General features: G+C 36.6%; 19 protein-coding genes. 8 read left to right on the top strand and 11 right to left on the bottom strand.

What is annotated here, in order from left to right; all coding sequences use genetic code 11:
* Window positions 1-2: 2 nt before the first annotated feature.
* Window positions 3-389, top strand: coding sequence for a 30S ribosomal protein S9 (rpsI, locus tag EXE10_RS04925; protein WP_111896195.1), 387 nt, complete (start codon window positions 3-5; stop codon window positions 387-389).
* A gap of 147 nt (window positions 390-536) precedes the next feature.
* Here rpsI and EXE10_RS04930 read toward each other — a convergent pair whose 3' ends face one another.
* Complete coding sequence (locus tag EXE10_RS04930; RefSeq protein WP_122071981.1) at window positions 537-806, bottom strand: hypothetical protein; 270 nt, start codon at window positions 804-806, stop codon at window positions 537-539.
* A 155-nt stretch (window positions 807-961) separates the two neighbouring features.
* Between EXE10_RS04930 and EXE10_RS04935 the strand changes: the two genes are divergently transcribed.
* The 5 genes from EXE10_RS04935 (at window position 962) to EXE10_RS04955 (ending at window position 4,712) form a co-directional block, all read left to right on the top strand.
* A complete protein-coding gene (locus EXE10_RS04935; RefSeq protein ID WP_087552315.1) occupies window positions 962-1,639 on the top strand; it encodes a glutathione S-transferase N-terminal domain-containing protein in 678 nt (225 codons plus the stop codon).
* Complete coding sequence (locus EXE10_RS04940) at window positions 1,639-2,076, top strand: ClpXP protease specificity-enhancing factor (RefSeq protein WP_130112561.1); 438 nt, start codon at window positions 1,639-1,641, stop codon at window positions 2,074-2,076. The genes EXE10_RS04935 and EXE10_RS04940 overlap by 1 nt, the downstream gene beginning before the upstream one ends.
* A gap of 15 nt (window positions 2,077-2,091) precedes the next feature.
* Complete coding sequence (locus tag EXE10_RS04945; RefSeq protein WP_068974930.1) at window positions 2,092-2,751, top strand: hypothetical protein; 660 nt, start codon at window positions 2,092-2,094, stop codon at window positions 2,749-2,751.
* Window positions 2,752-3,200: 449 nt separating this feature from the next.
* Window positions 3,201-4,166, top strand: a complete 966-nt coding sequence (locus EXE10_RS04950; protein WP_130112562.1) for a hypothetical protein — start codon at window positions 3,201-3,203, stop codon at window positions 4,164-4,166.
* A 12-nt stretch (window positions 4,167-4,178) separates the two neighbouring features.
* Complete coding sequence (locus EXE10_RS04955) at window positions 4,179-4,712, top strand: GTP-binding protein (RefSeq protein ID WP_068974932.1); 534 nt, start codon at window positions 4,179-4,181, stop codon at window positions 4,710-4,712.
* Here EXE10_RS04955 and EXE10_RS04960 read toward each other — a convergent pair.
* From EXE10_RS04960 to acnD, 10 genes are all read right to left on the bottom strand, one after another.
* Window positions 4,707-5,555 (bottom strand): GGDEF domain-containing protein, encoded by an 849-nt coding sequence (locus EXE10_RS04960; RefSeq protein ID WP_068974933.1) that lies wholly within the window; start codon window positions 5,553-5,555, stop codon window positions 4,707-4,709. The genes EXE10_RS04955 and EXE10_RS04960 overlap by 6 nt on opposite strands.
* Before the next feature lie 515 nt (window positions 5,556-6,070).
* Window positions 6,071-6,772, bottom strand: coding sequence for a DUF1003 domain-containing protein (locus tag EXE10_RS04965; RefSeq protein WP_068974934.1), 702 nt, complete (start codon window positions 6,770-6,772; stop codon window positions 6,071-6,073).
* Window positions 6,773-7,328: 556 nt separating this feature from the next.
* Complete coding sequence (locus tag EXE10_RS04970; protein WP_068974935.1) at window positions 7,329-7,772, bottom strand: hypothetical protein; 444 nt, start codon at window positions 7,770-7,772, stop codon at window positions 7,329-7,331.
* A 282-nt stretch (window positions 7,773-8,054) separates the two neighbouring features.
* Window positions 8,055-8,258 carry a hypothetical protein gene (locus tag EXE10_RS04975; RefSeq protein WP_130112563.1) on the bottom strand — a complete coding sequence of 68 codons (204 nt, stop codon included), beginning with the start codon at window positions 8,256-8,258 and terminating at the stop codon, window positions 8,055-8,057.
* Between the two features lie 245 nt (window positions 8,259-8,503).
* Window positions 8,504-9,082: a DUF4126 domain-containing protein gene (locus tag EXE10_RS04980; protein ID WP_130112616.1), complete on the bottom strand. Its 579-nt coding sequence runs from the start codon at window positions 9,080-9,082 to the stop codon at window positions 8,504-8,506.
* Window positions 9,083-9,200: 118 nt separating this feature from the next.
* On the bottom strand, window positions 9,201-9,344 hold the full coding sequence (locus EXE10_RS04985) for a zinc ribbon-containing protein (RefSeq protein ID WP_086322766.1): 144 nt from the start codon (window positions 9,342-9,344) through the stop codon (window positions 9,201-9,203).
* A 231-nt stretch (window positions 9,345-9,575) separates the two neighbouring features.
* A complete protein-coding gene (locus EXE10_RS04990; protein ID WP_130112564.1) occupies window positions 9,576-9,938 on the bottom strand; it encodes a hypothetical protein in 363 nt (120 codons plus the stop codon).
* Between the two features lie 40 nt (window positions 9,939-9,978).
* Window positions 9,979-10,494 (bottom strand): DUF4411 family protein, encoded by a 516-nt coding sequence (locus EXE10_RS04995; protein WP_068974073.1) that lies wholly within the window; start codon window positions 10,492-10,494, stop codon window positions 9,979-9,981.
* On the bottom strand, window positions 10,487-11,665 hold the full coding sequence (locus tag EXE10_RS05000; RefSeq protein ID WP_068974074.1) for an ImmA/IrrE family metallo-endopeptidase: 1,179 nt from the start codon (window positions 11,663-11,665) through the stop codon (window positions 10,487-10,489). The genes EXE10_RS04995 and EXE10_RS05000 overlap by 8 nt, the downstream gene beginning before the upstream one ends.
* 104 nt (window positions 11,666-11,769) lie before the next feature.
* Window positions 11,770-14,385 carry a Fe/S-dependent 2-methylisocitrate dehydratase AcnD gene (gene acnD / locus EXE10_RS05005; protein WP_130112565.1) on the bottom strand — a complete coding sequence of 872 codons (2,616 nt, stop codon included), beginning with the start codon at window positions 14,383-14,385 and terminating at the stop codon, window positions 11,770-11,772.
* Window positions 14,386-14,621: 236 nt separating this feature from the next.
* On the opposite strand from acnD, the gene EXE10_RS05010 reads away from it, so the two are divergent.
* Both EXE10_RS05010 and EXE10_RS05015 read left to right on the top strand, forming a co-directional pair.
* Entirely contained in the window at window positions 14,622-15,344 is a 723-nt protein-coding gene (locus tag EXE10_RS05010; RefSeq protein WP_130112566.1) for a YgfZ/GcvT domain-containing protein, read from the top strand.
* Window positions 15,345-15,495: 151 nt separating this feature from the next.
* A complete protein-coding gene (locus EXE10_RS05015) occupies window positions 15,496-16,020 on the top strand; it encodes a hypothetical protein (protein WP_068974077.1) in 525 nt (174 codons plus the stop codon).
* Window positions 16,021-16,033: the final 13 nt, after the last annotated feature.

Below are 16,033 nucleotides of genomic sequence, written 5' to 3' on the forward strand. Positions count from 1 at the left end.
ACATGGCTACTAATTATGGTACAGGTCGCCGTAAGACCGCAACTGCACGTGTTTTCCTATCAGCTGGTACTGGTAAACTCGTAATCAACAACCGTACTCTTGAACAGTACTTCGGTCGTGAAACTGCTCGTATGGTTGTTCGTCAACCACTTGAGCTTTTAGAAGCTACTGAAAAATATGACCTTTACATCACTGTTGCTGGTGGTGGTATCGGTGGTCAAGCTGGCGCTATCCGTCACGGTATTACTCGTGCATTGATCGCTGCTGACGAAACTTTAAAACCTACTCTTCGTCAAGCTGGTTTCGTTACTCGTGATGCTCGTGAAGTTGAACGTAAGAAACTTGGTTTACGTAAAGCGCGTAAACGTCCTCAATTCTCTAAACGTTAATTCGTTTACCGAATCGGACAAAAAACCTTGGCTTTTGCCAAGGTTTTTTTATGTGCTAAATAAGCTTGAAATCCAATATGATTCGATAAATCAAATCTCCAACACTGATAAGTTCACTACATTCTTTATTAATCAATAATTTTTAAATTACTCATGACTTGCATATGCATCCCCACCTGGAATTTCAGGGGCTAGTGGTGTGTGTGAACATACAGCCGCATGAGGATTATCTTCACAAGGTACGACTACAGTACAATTTTCTATGCCAGCGCAAGCGTCTTCAGACAAATGCTGTTTTGTATCGTCCTTTTGATCTACTGTATTTGGTTTTGCCACTTGTGCCATCTCAGCTAGTTTTGAACTAGGAACACTGTTGCACGCACTCAACAGAAATACCACAACCAAGTTAAAACACATATATTTACTCATTATTTTATTTAACATTTTCCATTCCTATTTCTATCTATTTAACCCTATAGACTAATACTAGACTTAAAATGCTCGACGGCAGATGATTTTGTTCGCTAATTTTAGTATCCTATCCTATTCACTTTAACACCAATTTGGGAAATATGACCGTCGAAAATGCACCTCTGCAAGGGATTACACTGTATAGCCACGAGGATGACTTTCGCTCACATTGGATTAGATTTCTACTTGCTGAAAAGCAAATCAAACACAATTTAATTATTGTCGATGAAGATGATGAGGATTTAGCAAGCCTGAACCCATACAATCAGTTGCCAATGCTCATTGAGAATGACTTAAAACTATTTAATACCACAATTATTTCTGAATATCTTGATGATCGTTATCGTCAAAACAAACTCTATGCTGACGCCCCTGCGCCACGGGCAGAACAACGACAGTATATTTGGCGTTTAGAACAAGACTGGCTAAGACTTGCTGACATCATGTTACGTCATCCAGACACACTTGATCAGATCGCTAGTCAAAAAGCACAAAAACAATTACGTGATACTTTGGTTTCACTCACCCCACTATTTCAACATTTTCCATATTTCATGTCGGAACACTTTACAATTTTAGATTGCATGTTAGCGCCAATTTTCATACGGTTAAAACAAATGGGAATTGAATTACCCAAACAGCAATGTCGTCCAATTTTTCTATACTGTCAGCGGATTTTTAGCCGCCCTGCTTTTCTGAAATCTATGACATTTCAGGAAAAAAACCGATATAGTGAATTTTTAAATCCATCGTTAGCAAATCAAAAGAGTAATTTCTAATGTCTGAACAAGAATTAAACCTCACTCCAACGCGTCCATATCTTGCCCGTGCAATTTATGAATGGATTTGCGACAATAACTTAACACCATATATGCTTGTGGATGCCACTAAGCCTTATACAGATGTTCCGCAACAGTTTGTAAATGATGGACAAATTGTTTTAAATATCGTTCCTCATGCAGTACACATGCTAAATATTGGCAATGAAGCTGTGACTTTTTCAGCACGTTTTGGTGGTGTATCCAAGGACATTTATGTTCCAATGAATGCCATACTCGGACTCTATGCCAAAGAAAATGGACAAGGATTATTCTTTGATCCTGACGAATATGCCAATGTGCAAACAGATGAAGATGCTTTAAAATCAAACACTAGCCAAGAGGCTGAAACATCAGACACGACTAAGAAGAAACCAAGTTTAAGAATCTTAGAATAGAGCAAGGAGAACTGAATGGCTTTTGATCTCGTACAATACTTCGTTGAGCAGGTAAAAATTCAAAAGCCTCAGCTCCTATCTCAGTTGTCACCTGAACAACGTCAAGCAAATATTGAGGAAATTAATGCTTTGACTTTAGGTAAATTGATCACGCTATGGCGCAAAGATGAAGACGTCCTGTACCAAGAAATTTTTACACCAAATCATCTATATATCCAAGAAATTTCACGCCATCTCACAACCTCGACACAGAACAAATCTAGTTTAGAAAAAAAAGTGCTTGAACAGGCCACTACAGATATTCTTGAATTACAAATTTTAGAATTAAAACAGCTTGATACCGCAGGTAGTTTAGGTAAACGTGGTTTAAGAGAGTTGGTCATTGGTCAAATTGAACATCTTTCTGGGCAAGCTAAAGATTGGGTTTGGTCAACAAATGAACTAACCGAACTGATTGGCTCTCAACCTATTGAGCAAGAAGAGATATCATTAGATGAAACGATGAAGGAGTTCAATCAAATGGTTAATGTTCAACATACCGATGCACACACAGATCACCCTGAAACAACTGTAATAGAAACAGTAAATCCAACTTGGGCTAAAATTGCTGAACCAATCGTGGCACTGGTTGTGTTATATATTCTTTTTGAAGCTGTTACTAAAGTATTTGCTTAGTTTTTTTAAAACATCACTTAAAAAATAAAAGCGATAGAAAGCGGTCATGATGATCGCTTTTTTTCATAATTAAAAAATTTTAATCCTTTTATTTTTTTAGTGATTAAAATCACAAGATAATAAATATTCATGATTGCAACTACATTAATTTCATTTATATTAAGTTTAACTAAATAATTTATTAGAATATTTAAAATATATAATTAAATTAGGGATAGATTTTCCATAATAATTAGTGTTAATTTAAAGTTATGGAAAAATTGAATTTTAATCACAAGTTAATAATTCATAAAGAAAATATCATTAAGGATTAAAAATCTTTAAATCATATTTATCAGCCATAGAAATACACTTGAATTTATAAAATGAAAGAATCAACCATTAATTTTAATTAACAACACCTGTTAAAATAAACAGACATTTTAATTTCTAATTTGATAAGTGATATTATGAACAATCAATATATCAATATCGCAATCTCAGGGTTAGGTTTAACAACTTCTGATGATCTTAAAATAAGACTGAGAAAAATTTTACCAACGAGCATAGGTATAAATTGGACAACGATTGCCGATCAAAATATAAGCTGCATTTTGATTAATGAACAATTTTTTGAAAATTCCAATATTCAAAATATTATTCAAAATAAAAATATTCCCTATCTCAAAATTTCAAAGCATAGCGAACAAACTGAAAGCGCGGAAAATAATTTACTCTGTATTCCGATCTATGATGAATGTACTTTAAAAAATTGGGTCAATGTTAGACTTTTAAATCGTACAACTGATACAGAAGAGACAATTACGAACAATAAGATTTCGCCAGATCAAAACCAAATTAAAGACAGTGATTTTTTTGCAGCGCTCTACAAACAAGAAAGCCGTAAAATTATTTTAAGTGATCAACTGGGTACGGTTGCGATCATTGATCACTATGCGCACCTTGTCTGGTTAGAGGCAACGCGTGATGAATATCAAACTGACCGCTCAATTTCCTATAAGGCGGCGACGACTTCTGACTTTATTAAAGTTTCACGAAAACGTCAGTTGAATTTAGAAAATTGGCTATTTAATCTGATCTGGAAAAATCCAGACCTTGTCAGCTTAACCCCTATAAATCATCATTATCGATTAAAATTTTGGGTTCAGCCCAATGAAATGGATAAAAAGCTTTTGTTACAACTCACGGCTGCATTTATCAGAGGGGCTGATATTCAACATGTCTCAGATAAACTCAATATTCCTGTGACACTCGTTCAACATTTTATTTCAGCCAATTTGGCGATTCAAAATGCTGAAATCATTTCAGCAAAAGAAAGCTTATTTGATAAATCACAACCCCATGATGAGCCTTCTGAAAATAAAGGAATCTTGAAAAGCTTTTTTGGAAAACTAAAAAGTAGATTTAAGTTCTAAAGGATTACTCAAATGATTATGCAGAAATATAAAATCGTATTTGCAGGTTCTATGGGTGCAGGTAAAACTGAAGCCATTAAATCACTTTCTGAAGTTCCTGTATTGGCAACGGAAGTCTTCAATACAGATGATCAAAGCCACAAAAAACTCAATACCACTGTTGGGATTGATTATGGTGAAGTAACTCTAGATGATGGCAGTAAAGTTGGGCTTTATGGCACACCAGGACAAGGACGCTTCGACTTCATGTGGGGAGTGATCTGTAAAGGGGCGATTGGGGCAATCTTATTGATTGACCATAGCTTAGAAAACTCTTTAGATGAACTCAGTTATTATATTAAAACCTTTAAACAATATAGCGATAACATTGTCATTGGCATTACCCATATTGATGATGATATGAACAAATCAACCCATCAATACCGCCAATGGCTCATGGATCATCGACTTGATTTTCCAGTATTTTTTATGGATGCTCGTCAAAAAAGCGATGTATTACTCTTGTTAGAAACCTTGATCACATCCATTGAAGTCAAATACTTATAGTGGCTTTTGAATCGTAGTTTGCGACTTTCCTTGTGCTTTAGACTGATACATCAGCACATCTGCTTGATGCGTTGCTTCATCCATATTTTCAGGTAACTTATTATAAATATGGATCCCCATGCTGAAATCCACACCAAACTGTTGTTTCAATCCACTCAACCCAAATCGTTCACGCAGTCTTTTTGCATAATCTTCAATGCCTGACAAGTCTGTATCGTGTAAAATCACCACGAACTCATCTCCTCCCAAACGAGCAACCACATCTGAATGACGTGTTGCCTGCTGAAGCACTTGCGCAAATTCAATCAATACCGCATCACCTTTACTATGCCCATAGGTATCATTCACAGCCTTAAAGCCATCTAAATCAATGATTCCCACAGCCAGTGTTTGTTCTTTTTTAGGGTTTCTCTTTTTTAATATTTGATATTCTAAATTCAAAGCACGTGTATTATTTAAAGATGTCAAAGAGTCCTTCATTGCCATCAAGGTCATATCATTTAAATTTCTTTTGATTCTCAGCAATAAAAACGCCACTGTACTAAAAAAAACCAGTCTGACACAGGCATTCCAGAAAGGAATTACAGGATTTGAATAATGATGACCTGCACCATAATCTGCATATAACCATGTCAATGCAGATAAAATGACAGTCGCAATCACGATATATTTATTGTCATACCATGCTGCGATTGAAACTGGGATTAAATAGAAAACTGCAAAGGAATACTCATAACCTGTTGCGAGGTCAATGATTCCCCAAGTTAATATAATAAGCAGAAGAGTCAAACGACGAATAACAGATGAATCAATAAATAAAAATGTCTCCAATTGTTTAATCATATAACCCTATCCTTGATGACAAAACACAAACGAATCAACATGATTCAAAGCAAACTTTATTAAAAATTAAAATATTCAATAAAACAATGTAATTTATATAATTATTTTTAAAAATTCTGAGGGTGAGTGGGAAAACACAACTCTGGTTTACTTCAACTATTAAAACTTGGTAAGTTTTAATCCTATTGCCTATACACTTTTGATCTATAGCGTCCTAAGCCGAATCGAGACCTTTTGGGTATGTACTACACGCACGTTGTACGCAACTGGTAGCAATCTACTCTTTCCGATCCCTTCACCCTTGAAGTAAATATTAGCGAAACTGAGTCAGAATTATTTCCCTATGATTCAGCGTTTTTGGGTAAATAGAGGAAATTTTCCCGTGTATTGCAATAAACAAAGAATTTTTTATTCTCAAGTAATTTTTAATCCCATTTTATTCTCATAAACCATAACTTATAAGAAATATATTTCTCACACATTTAAAACATTAAATTTTTTCAAAGACGCCGTCATTATTTCTTTTTACTCATCTCAGACAACAAGTCCAATTGAATCTCCTGAATTTTGGCGAGTTTATCCCACTGATGCATCAATAGATGATCAATTTTTTCATGTAAATGACGTATTTCTAATTCTGCCTTTAAATTGATCTGATAATCATTTTGTGAGCGTAAACGATCTTTTGCTTCTTGACGATTTTGACTCATCATAATGATGGGAGCTTGCACAGCTGCTAGGCATGACAAAATCAAATTCAGCAGAATAAATGGATAAGGATCAGCTGGTTGTTTCACCATAACAACGGTATTCACTAAAATCCAAATCGTCAAAAATAGTGTGAAGCAAATTAAAAAAGCCCAACTACCACCAAAAGTCGCTATTTTGTCCGCAAGTCTCTCCCCCAGTGACCAATTTTGTTCAACTTGCCCTTCGGTATTTTTTGTTATCAATTCATGTTGTTGCATACTATTTAAGACTTCATACTCAAGGTTTGAAACTTCCCCTTGCTCAGATTGAAGCAATGTTTGCACATACTGCATACGATATTTGGTTAAATCTGCTTTACATATAAAATCTTGCTTGGAACAATCGGGGTAATCTTTAATAATTTCTTCCATAATCACGCTACGAATCGCACCCAAAGGAACAAGGTGATGCTGTGGGAAAGATTGCTTACATACCAAACAGACGTGATTTTCAATTTTTCCATTCATCAAATGATCCCCTTATGATTGAAATACGAAATATTTTTCATTTATTTAGGATATTTTAAAATGGATTAAATACCTGATCTATCTTGGAATTGCTTTTATTTTAAAACAGCTTAGTTTCTTAATGCTTTAGATTTTTAATTTCTTATTATTTACAACGAATTTTTTAGGGCGAGTGGGAAAACACAACTCTGGTTTACTTCAACTATTAAAACTTTGTAAGTTCTAATCCTATTGCCTATACACTTTTGATCTATAGCGTCCTAAGCCGAATCGAGACCTTTTGGGTATGTACTACACACACGTTGTACGCAACTGGTAGCAATCTACTCTTTCCGATCCCTTCACCCTTGATGTAAATATTAACCAATTCGGCTCGGGATTATTTCCCTGAGATTGCCCCAATTAAAGTTTATTTGAAAAATTTTCCCAAATAATTTCACCATAAAAGAAAAAATTTCCAAATAGGCATTATTCATGATTTTTTATTGCAAAAAACCATGAATATCTGCAAATTTAAACATCAAGTTTAAGTGGGTAAATCATTCAACATCATCAATTAGGCGAGACGTTGCTCTTGTAGCTTTTTCTTGTGCAATAATTGCTTATATTGCTCAGTCATTGCCTCAACATTCTCTTTTAAGAATAAATCTAGCTGCTCAGACACCTTGGCTTGATTTAAATTTTTATAAACCAAGTCGTAGTTTTTCTTACGTGTTAACAAGCCTAAAAATTCTTTATTTTCAGTCACCACTTGAATATTACTTTCAACTTGAAAGACGGGTTCTGATTGACTCGACTGGGTATTGAGCTGAATATCCAGATACTGCTGTGTTTCAGTATTTAATACAGCAAAGGAAATTTCAGTCTTATTCAATGGACTCATAAATATTCGACGCCAATTTATGGCATAAAACTTCGCCTGAATTTGGTTAATGTCATCTGTTTCAAATGACTGGGTATTTTGCTCAGGCAAATTAATCTCGACCTCAAATTTACTCATTGTATTCACCTATCCATGTGATATTTGTATTATGGTTAATTTAATAGCACTTATATAACTGTTTTAAAACAATTATCTTATGTTAACACATTAAAATTTCTTGAATTTTAATGGCTATTTTTCACACTTTCACATCGTTTTTTTGACGTAGTTTTGCTTAGTTTTTATACGCCTTTGGTCTATATGCCTTTTAGACGTATTTATAATTTAACTGCATTGTTTAAGTTTGATCGCACTGCCCTTGTGAATAACACCAAAACAGTGCGTAGACGTAGATACCAATTATTTACAGCATATTTGACACAGGCTTATTTTCTCACGTGGCCAATTGGTTCTTGCTCTTTTTAGCGCCAAATCCCAAGTTGCAAAGAAGCCCAATTGGTTTTGATTTTGAGCCATAGGTAAATGTTCACAACCTTTGCTCATGTTATGAATTTCATACGTACCATTGGCTTGTGCTTCGGAATTGATAATGAATCTGTCCATATAAAGTTCCCCCAAAATTTATTTCACAAGTGTTTAATTTATTAATCCATACAATAAGTATGCCTTTTATTAATCCCATACTAAAAATATGGTTTTATTGAGCAAAAATCAATCCTTTATTGCTGAAATTTATTCTTTTTTTAATTTCAAATTGTAAATATAAAACAATTACTTAATTTATTGTTCTGATTTAAAAAATGCACTCTAAGAGTGCATTTAAGATGGAACGATGATCATCCTAGTGTTTAGGATAATGGACTGACTGCATTCTCTTTTTTCTTTTTCATCACCCAGCGTACAACAATGATCATGGCAATAATACCAACGATCACCACCAATACAGGAACAACAAAAGACAGTAATGAAACGACGAGCGCACTGATCCATTCTCCTGTCGATACTACAGGGTTTGCAATCCCACCTGTGGTTGCTGTGGATACGCCACGTACGGCAACGGTACTGAGTTGTACTGCGGATGCTGTTCCACCACCCACAATCAGTGCTGCCGCCCAACTGGCAAATTGTGACATTTCCCCTGTACTCACAGCCATAGTCGTCAGTGTTCCTGCAACTAATGCTGCTGGTGTTGCAATGGTATCGAGTACGTTGTCCACCCAAGGTACATAGTAAGCCCCGATTTCACAGACTGTTGCCACTGCAAGCCCGATACAGACCGATGGCATCGTGAGCCATTCAAAACCTTTCATCGGTTCAAACCATCCCATGATGGCTGCAACACTCATGACCAATAAAGGTACAAATACACGAAAACCGCATGCCGCACTTAGACCAATACCAATACATAGACTGAGGATTGTTTCGATCATGACGTGTCTTCCTTGTTTTATTTATTGTTTAAACTTTTTATACGTTAACAAAAAAGCCCTATGGGATGATAGGGCTTTTTCTTAAAACAGTGAGTAACTGTTTTGTTGGTGCTGCTTAGGCATTCTTGTTGTTGAATTGATTGCCAAGGCATTTGGTACACGGTGGTAGACGATCTGTACCAATTTCTAAGTAGGTGCGGTGTCCGCATTTGACACAAAAATAGAAGCCTGTTCCGGGTTTTTGACCAGCAGTAACCATTTTTGTTCTCCATAGGTATTTAGAAATGGTGAATTCAGTATACTGCTATCGAAGTAAATGTCTATTGTCTATTTTGAAAAATGATGATGTCATTTTTGCAAGAAATGACCTGAACGAATTTATTGTCATTTTTATTGCAATTTTGAGATATAAATCGCCACTTTTTGTTTTTTCTTCGCTTATTTTTTCCAAATTGAATCGAATTTTCTATGCAATTCTATTTGTTTCAATTTATTTCTGCATATCGAGTGGCATGCCGTCTACTCCAAATACAATGCCTCTCTCTTTGAGTTTTTCACAGGCTGCGTGATGGACAACGCCTCGTTTGCTGACTTTGGTTTCGAGTAGTCTGCGTAGTGTGGCTTCGCTGACGTTGGCATGGTGGACGACTTCCATGCGTACTCCCCAAAATTTGTCGTTTGCAAAGCGGTCGAGGATCTCAGCATCTGCATCGGGGTTCATGGCAGCAGTCGCTCGAATCGCTTGATTCGGGTCAGTTAAGAAAGGTTCAAGTTCGGCTGTATTGGCTGCACCACTTGCCAAAATATAGCGGCGTTCTTCTTCGGCTTTTTGTTCGGGGGATTTTTTGGGCATAGTTACAATTTTTAATTTTACAAGTAAAAAACTCTACTTTTTATAAGTTCTTTATAAGATCTAATAACTCAAGAAAATTTATACATTCAACATTTACAGACGACAATGCACATACTCTTGGAATTTTATAGTTTGTCGGCAACGCTCCTTTATTCCCCGAATTAACAGGTTGCTTACTCTCTTCGGTTACCAATATCGCTTGTCTGATTTTCGCAGTTGCTACGCAAAATAAATCCCCTTCATCTACCCCTTTACGTAAATTATTTTTAATTTCTGCATCTGTAATACCTAATTCCATCTGAATATTTACAGCTAACTCCAAGATTTCTTGTGTAGGAGTTAGTATAACTATACCCAACCCCTTAAAATGATTATGAATTTCTTCACTTTTACTCTTCACTTCTTCAAAATTTCTTCTTGTTACTACTATTATTTCTAATTCAACTAACTCCTCGATTTGTTCCCAAAGTTGTTGAAAAACTTTTAGATCTCTTGGGAATCTCTGCCAAATATCAATAAGCGTTGAAGCATCTAAGATATAAATATCTTTACCCATAGATACTCCTTTCAATTTCTTGAATATTCTTTATTTTTACTCCATCAAGATAATTACTAGCTTTATTTAAAGTAACTAACTTACTATGTAAAGCTTCAATTACAACCCGCACATATCCATCACCAAAAATTTGTTTTGGTTCTAAAGATCTTCTTCTCGGTATGCCCTTTTGTTCTTTTACAATGCTAAATCTATTCCTCTCAAACTCTTCTTTACGATATAACCTAAAACTATCATATTCAAATTGACTAATTAAATTGAACTCCTTAAGACGTAATAATATTACATCTGGACTTACAGATAGTTTATCTGTTATAGGTTTAAGCCATTGAGCAAACCTCTCAACTTCTTCTGGTTTTTCTTTTATATCTAACTGCTTAAGCACATTGTCACTTACGAGAATATTAGCAGCTAATAGATTTGCCTCTCTTTCGATTCTTTTATCAGAGTAAATAATTTCATTCGTATCAATAATTGTTTTCTTATGCAAAAGTATATGTGCTAATTCATGGAACAAAGTAAAGACAGATAAGCTATCACTAAACTCATTATCCTTCTTAATGAAAATGAGAGGTACTTTTTCATTATAAAAACTAAAGCCAATCACAGTGCTATCATTAGGAATTTTCCATGCGCCACTGTATCCAGAACTTAGAAATACAAGAATATTTTTATCTTCTATTAGCTTTCTGTAGTCCTTAAAAGTCATTTTTTTAGAATTATCAATTCCTAACCATTTACGAATTTTTTCACCTTGCTTAGTAAGAGAGTGATTTTTCAGATCAGGACTTTGAAAATACTCAACTTCAATATCTAAATCATTTTGTAAACCTAAGTAAACTTCATGCTGAGCAATAACATTTTCAATAATTTTTTTGATTTTTAGATCTATGATTGGCATTTGAGAGTCAAACGTACGAAATTGAGGTACAAATATCTCTTTCTCTTCAATCGGCTCATTTTTAATAAAAAATAGAATGCTTTCGCCAAATAAGTCAGCCAATTTTTCAAGCTGGTTATAAGTTATTGTTGGATCTTCATTTTCTTTTAATAAGCCTTCCAACTTTTCAACTTTCACATCAATTTTTTTTGCCAAAAGCTCAACACTGACATCGTACTTAAGACGACACCATTCAATTCTATCGGGGTTAACTCTAATATATTCACTCATGATGAAATAATAGTTCTTAATGTGAACAGAGTAAATTTTTTATTTGTTTAATATGTATTTAACTGTATCGTACTTCGGTATCGAAGTACGATACATTATTTTAATTAAACATTCCCTTCCAAGAAATCCTGTGCAAAGCGTTGTAACACACCACCCGCTTCATATACATGCACTTCTTCTTCAGTATCCAAGCGACAAGTTACAGGCACTTTCACGATCTCATTCTTACCATCATTCGTAGAACGCTCAATCACCAAAGTCAGATCAGAACGAGGCGCAATATTACCGATCACGCTATACAACTCAGTACCATCAAGCTTCAAGGTCTTACGATCCGTACCTGCTTTAAACTCAAGCGGTAACACGCCCATACCTACAAGGTTAGTACGGTGAATACGTTCAAAACCTTCCGCAACGATCACTTCAACACCTGCAAGACGCACACCTTTCGCAGCCCAATCACGGCTAGAACCCTGACCATAATCTTTACCTGCAATAATGATCAGCGGTTGCTTACGATTCATATAAGTTTCGATCGCTTCCCACATACGCATCACTTCACCCTCAGGCTCAACACGCGCTTTCGAACCTTGCTTGATCGTACCGTCAGAACGAACCACCATTTCATTGAACAGTTTAGGGTTGGCAAATGTTGCACGTTGCGCAGTTAAATGGTCACCACGGTGCGTTGCGTATGAGTTGAAGTCTTCCTCAGGCACACCCATTTTGTGGAGGTATTCACCTGCTGCCGAATCCATCAAGATGGCATTCGATGGCGACAAGTGATCGGTGGTGATATTGTCAGGAAGAATTGCAAGTGGACGCATATTTGCCAAAGTACGTGGCGCAGCCAAAGCCCCTTCCCAATATGGCGGACGACGGATATAAGTACTTTGCGGACGCCAATCGTATAGCGGGCTCGCAGCCTGTACACGCTCACCCAAATCAAACATTGGGATATACACTTTCTTAAACTGTTCAGGCTTAACCGCAACTTTTACCAGTGCATCAATTTCTTCATCCGATGGCCAGATGTCTTTTAAGTAAATTGGATTACCGTCTTTGTCATTGCCCAATGAATCTGTTTCGATGTCAAAACGAATCGTACCCGCAATTGCATACGCCACGACCAAAGGAGGCGAAGCTAAGAACGCTTGTTTTGCATAAGGATGGATACGACCGTCGAAGTTACGGTTACCTGAAAGTACCGCAGTTGCATACAAGTCACGGTCAATAATTTCCTGTTGAATCACAGGATCTAACGCACCTGACATACCGTTACAGGTCGTACATGCATACGCCACGATACCAAAACCAAGCTTTTCAAGATCACCCAACACGCCTGCTTCTTCAAGATATAAAGCTGCTGCTTTAGAACCTGGTGCAAATGATGATTTCACCCAAGGTTTACGCACTAAACCAAGTTCATTGGCTTTACGAGCCAACAAGCCTGCTGCAACAGTATTACGTGGGTTTGATGTATTGGTACAAGAGGTAATCGCAGCAATGATCACCGCGCCATCTGGCATTAAGCCTTCAGCTTCTTGCGCGCGAGCAGCTTCTAAATTACCTGCAATACCTTTGGCTTTTAAATCAGCCGTCGATACACGTGCATGTGGGTTTGATGGCCCTGCAATGTTACGGGTTACAGTTGAAAGATCGAAACGTAAAACACGTGGATATTCAGCTTGTTTCATATCCGATGCCCAAAGACCGATTTCTTTGGCATAAGTTTCAACAAGTTTAACCTGATCTGCTTCACGACCTGTCAGTGTTAAATAATCAATGGTGTTCTGGTCAATGTAGAACATTGCCGCAGTTGCGCCATATTCTGGGGTCATGTTGGAAATCGTTGCACGATCACCCACTGACATGCTGTCTGCGCCTTCACCGAAGAATTCTAAATATGCACCCACCACACGCTCTTTACGCAAGAACTCAGTCAATGCCAATACGATATCCGTTGCAGTAATGCCCGCTTGACGCTGCCCCACAAACTCCACACCAATAATGTCTGGAAGACGCATCCACGATGCACGACCCAACATGACATTTTCAGCTTCGAGTCCTCCGACACCAATCGAAATAACGCCAAGCGCATCAGTATGTGGTGTATGAGAATCTGTACCCACGCAAGTATCAGGGAATGCCACACCTTCACGGTTTTGCACCACTGGAGACATTTTCTCCAAGTTGATCTGGTGCATGATGCCGTTACCCGCAGGAATTACGTCGACATTTTCAAACGCAGTTTTTGTCCATTCGATGAAGTGGAAACGGTCTTCGTTACGACGGTCTTCCACAGCACGGTTTTTCTCAAATGCATCAGGGTCAAAACCACCGTATTCCACTGCCAAAGAGTGATCTACGATCAACTGGGTTGGTACAACTGGGTTTACTTTTGAAGGGTCGCCACCTTGATCGGCAATCGCATCACGCAGACCTGCAAGGTCAACCAATGCAGTTTGTCCGAGAATGTCATGGCACACCACACGTGCAGGATACCAAGGGAAATCGTGGTCTTGTTTGCGGTTAATCAGTTCTTTTAAAGATTGTTCGAGAATGGCTGGGTCACAGCGACGAACTAGCTGTTCAGCCAATACTTTTGAAGTGTATGGAAGTTTTGCGTATGCGCCTGGCTGGATGTCTTCAACGGCTTGACGCACATCGAAGTATTCGAGCTGGGTACCTTGCAGTGGTTTGCGGTAATTGTTATTCATTGAATTGTGCCTCTTGCATCATTTTGTACTGCGTGTCTGATGCTCGAATAGTACACTGCCGAAAACCCATTTCCCAAATCGTTTATATTTCATAAACTTAGATACAAAAACAGGGGTTTTGGAAATATTTAGTAACAACTTGCTCGAATTATTTTTCTTAAATGTGCATTTTTTATAAAAATAGCGGAAAATAAGGCTAATTCTTTAGTATTAGATTTAAATTGGATGAATATTTCATGAGCTATTTAGCGTTCTCCTCTTTCACTTTAATCGGTGTTGATGCACAAAAATTCCTGCAAGGACAAGTGACTGTAAATACAGAAGCTTTGGCTGAAAATGTATCGCAATACACTGCAATTTGTGATTTGAAAGGCCGTATTCATTTTGGTTTGTGGTTAAAAAAACGTAATCCTGAAGAATTTGAAATCGTGACCACGCAAGACCAAGCGGAAGAATTTGCCAAACATATTAAAAAATATGGTGCATTTTCCAAGATGAAACTTGAGCAAATTGGCGCTGTTTTTCCAACTTTAAATGGCACAACAACTGACTTTTCTGACAGTGAAACTGATATTTCTGCTTGGGAAGTTGCTGCGATTCAAAATGGTCAAGCTTATATCAATCAAGCGATTGAAGGTCTATTCCAACCTCAGGAATTGCGTTTTCATCAACGTGGTGCTGTGAATTATGACAAGGGTTGTTATTTGGGTCAGGAAGTGATTGCACGTCTTTGGTTTAAGGCAAAACCGAAAGCATGGTTACATGTGGTTCAAGGTTCAGGTGATGTTCCTGCGCAAGGTGAACAATTGAATAAAGGCGTGCAAGTGGTAAACAGCACTGCTTTTGAAAATGGTTTTATTGCCCTAGTCGTTGCTCGTCCTGAAGCTTTGACTGAGCTTGAAGTGACTGTTTTAGACTTACCTGAAAGTTTAAGTGGTGATGTGGCGAGACCGCAGTAAATTTTTTTTGTATAAAGGTAACCACCAATCTATGGTTACCTTTTATCTTTTTTCCAGTTTTTAATTTATAATAAAACAATAAAATTCATTATTTTAAATTAACCATTTTTTAACTATACTGTTTCAAAATTATTGAACAATAAATATTACCATGTCAACTCAAACACATTTTAAAGACCCAAAACATAAAATCTTCGCGTTGTATTATGGCATTTTTGCAGTACTTGGTATCATCTTATTAAGTTATCAACTACTTTCTATTTCTTTATCTATCATTGTTTTTATTCTTGTTTTTATACTTTATGCTCAACTCGTTTTCATGCTTATTGGCGCTATTAAATATTGGAAACTGGAAGTCACTGGTTTAAAAATCTTATTTTGGATCAGCTTGAGCCTTGTCCCTCTTTTTATTACTCCATTAATTACTTACATTCCCAAAGTAACTTCGGGGCTGTTTTTTTATATACAAAGTTCTTTTGGAGCAACTGGAGTAGGCTTTGACTTTCACATTGCTTATGATACTCGACTCACGCTTTTGAACCACTCAGCATGGGGTTTTGGACTGAATATCATTGAATTTTTTATATGGATTCGATTTAAACATATTGCAGAAATCAACCATATTTCTATTCCACCTTTTAAAAATGAAGATTTAGAACTTAAAATTTATGATTAAAAAGGCAAAAATT

Source organism: Acinetobacter sp. WCHAc060033, from assembly GCF_004209125.1.
In the GTDB taxonomy this organism is placed as follows: Bacteria; Pseudomonadota; Gammaproteobacteria; order Pseudomonadales; family Moraxellaceae; genus Acinetobacter; species Acinetobacter wuhouensis.

Excerpts from the sequence above, each read along its gene's own strand:
- rpsI (WP_111896195.1), top strand. The coding sequence starts at position 3 with ATGGCTACTAATTATGGTACAGGTCGCCGTAAGACCGCAACTGCACGT.
- EXE10_RS04930 (WP_122071981.1), bottom strand. The coding sequence starts at position 806 with ATGTGTTTTAACTTGGTTGTGGTATTTCTGTTGAGTGCGTGCAACAGT.
- EXE10_RS04935 (WP_087552315.1), top strand. The coding sequence starts at position 962 with ATGACCGTCGAAAATGCACCTCTGCAAGGGATTACACTGTATAGCCAC.
- EXE10_RS04940 (WP_130112561.1), top strand. The coding sequence starts at position 1,639 with ATGTCTGAACAAGAATTAAACCTCACTCCAACGCGTCCATATCTTGCC.
- EXE10_RS04945 (WP_068974930.1), top strand. The coding sequence starts at position 2,092 with ATGGCTTTTGATCTCGTACAATACTTCGTTGAGCAGGTAAAAATTCAA.
- EXE10_RS04950 (WP_130112562.1), top strand. The coding sequence starts at position 3,201 with ATGAACAATCAATATATCAATATCGCAATCTCAGGGTTAGGTTTAACA.
- EXE10_RS04955 (WP_068974932.1), top strand. The coding sequence starts at position 4,179 with ATGATTATGCAGAAATATAAAATCGTATTTGCAGGTTCTATGGGTGCA.
- EXE10_RS04960 (WP_068974933.1), bottom strand. The coding sequence starts at position 5,555 with ATGATTAAACAATTGGAGACATTTTTATTTATTGATTCATCTGTTATT.
- EXE10_RS04965 (WP_068974934.1), bottom strand. The coding sequence starts at position 6,772 with ATGAATGGAAAAATTGAAAATCACGTCTGTTTGGTATGTAAGCAATCT.
- EXE10_RS04970 (WP_068974935.1), bottom strand. The coding sequence starts at position 7,772 with ATGAGTAAATTTGAGGTCGAGATTAATTTGCCTGAGCAAAATACCCAG.
- EXE10_RS04975 (WP_130112563.1), bottom strand. The coding sequence starts at position 8,258 with ATGGACAGATTCATTATCAATTCCGAAGCACAAGCCAATGGTACGTAT.
- EXE10_RS04985 (WP_086322766.1), bottom strand. The coding sequence starts at position 9,344 with ATGGTTACTGCTGGTCAAAAACCCGGAACAGGCTTCTATTTTTGTGTC.
- EXE10_RS04990 (WP_130112564.1), bottom strand. The coding sequence starts at position 9,938 with ATGCCCAAAAAATCCCCCGAACAAAAAGCCGAAGAAGAACGCCGCTAT.
- EXE10_RS04995 (WP_068974073.1), bottom strand. The coding sequence starts at position 10,494 with ATGGGTAAAGATATTTATATCTTAGATGCTTCAACGCTTATTGATATT.
- EXE10_RS05000 (WP_068974074.1), bottom strand. The coding sequence starts at position 11,665 with ATGAGTGAATATATTAGAGTTAACCCCGATAGAATTGAATGGTGTCGT.
- acnD (WP_130112565.1), bottom strand. The coding sequence starts at position 14,385 with ATGAATAACAATTACCGCAAACCACTGCAAGGTACCCAGCTCGAATAC.
- EXE10_RS05010 (WP_130112566.1), top strand. The coding sequence starts at position 14,622 with ATGAGCTATTTAGCGTTCTCCTCTTTCACTTTAATCGGTGTTGATGCA.
- EXE10_RS05015 (WP_068974077.1), top strand. The coding sequence starts at position 15,496 with ATGTCAACTCAAACACATTTTAAAGACCCAAAACATAAAATCTTCGCG.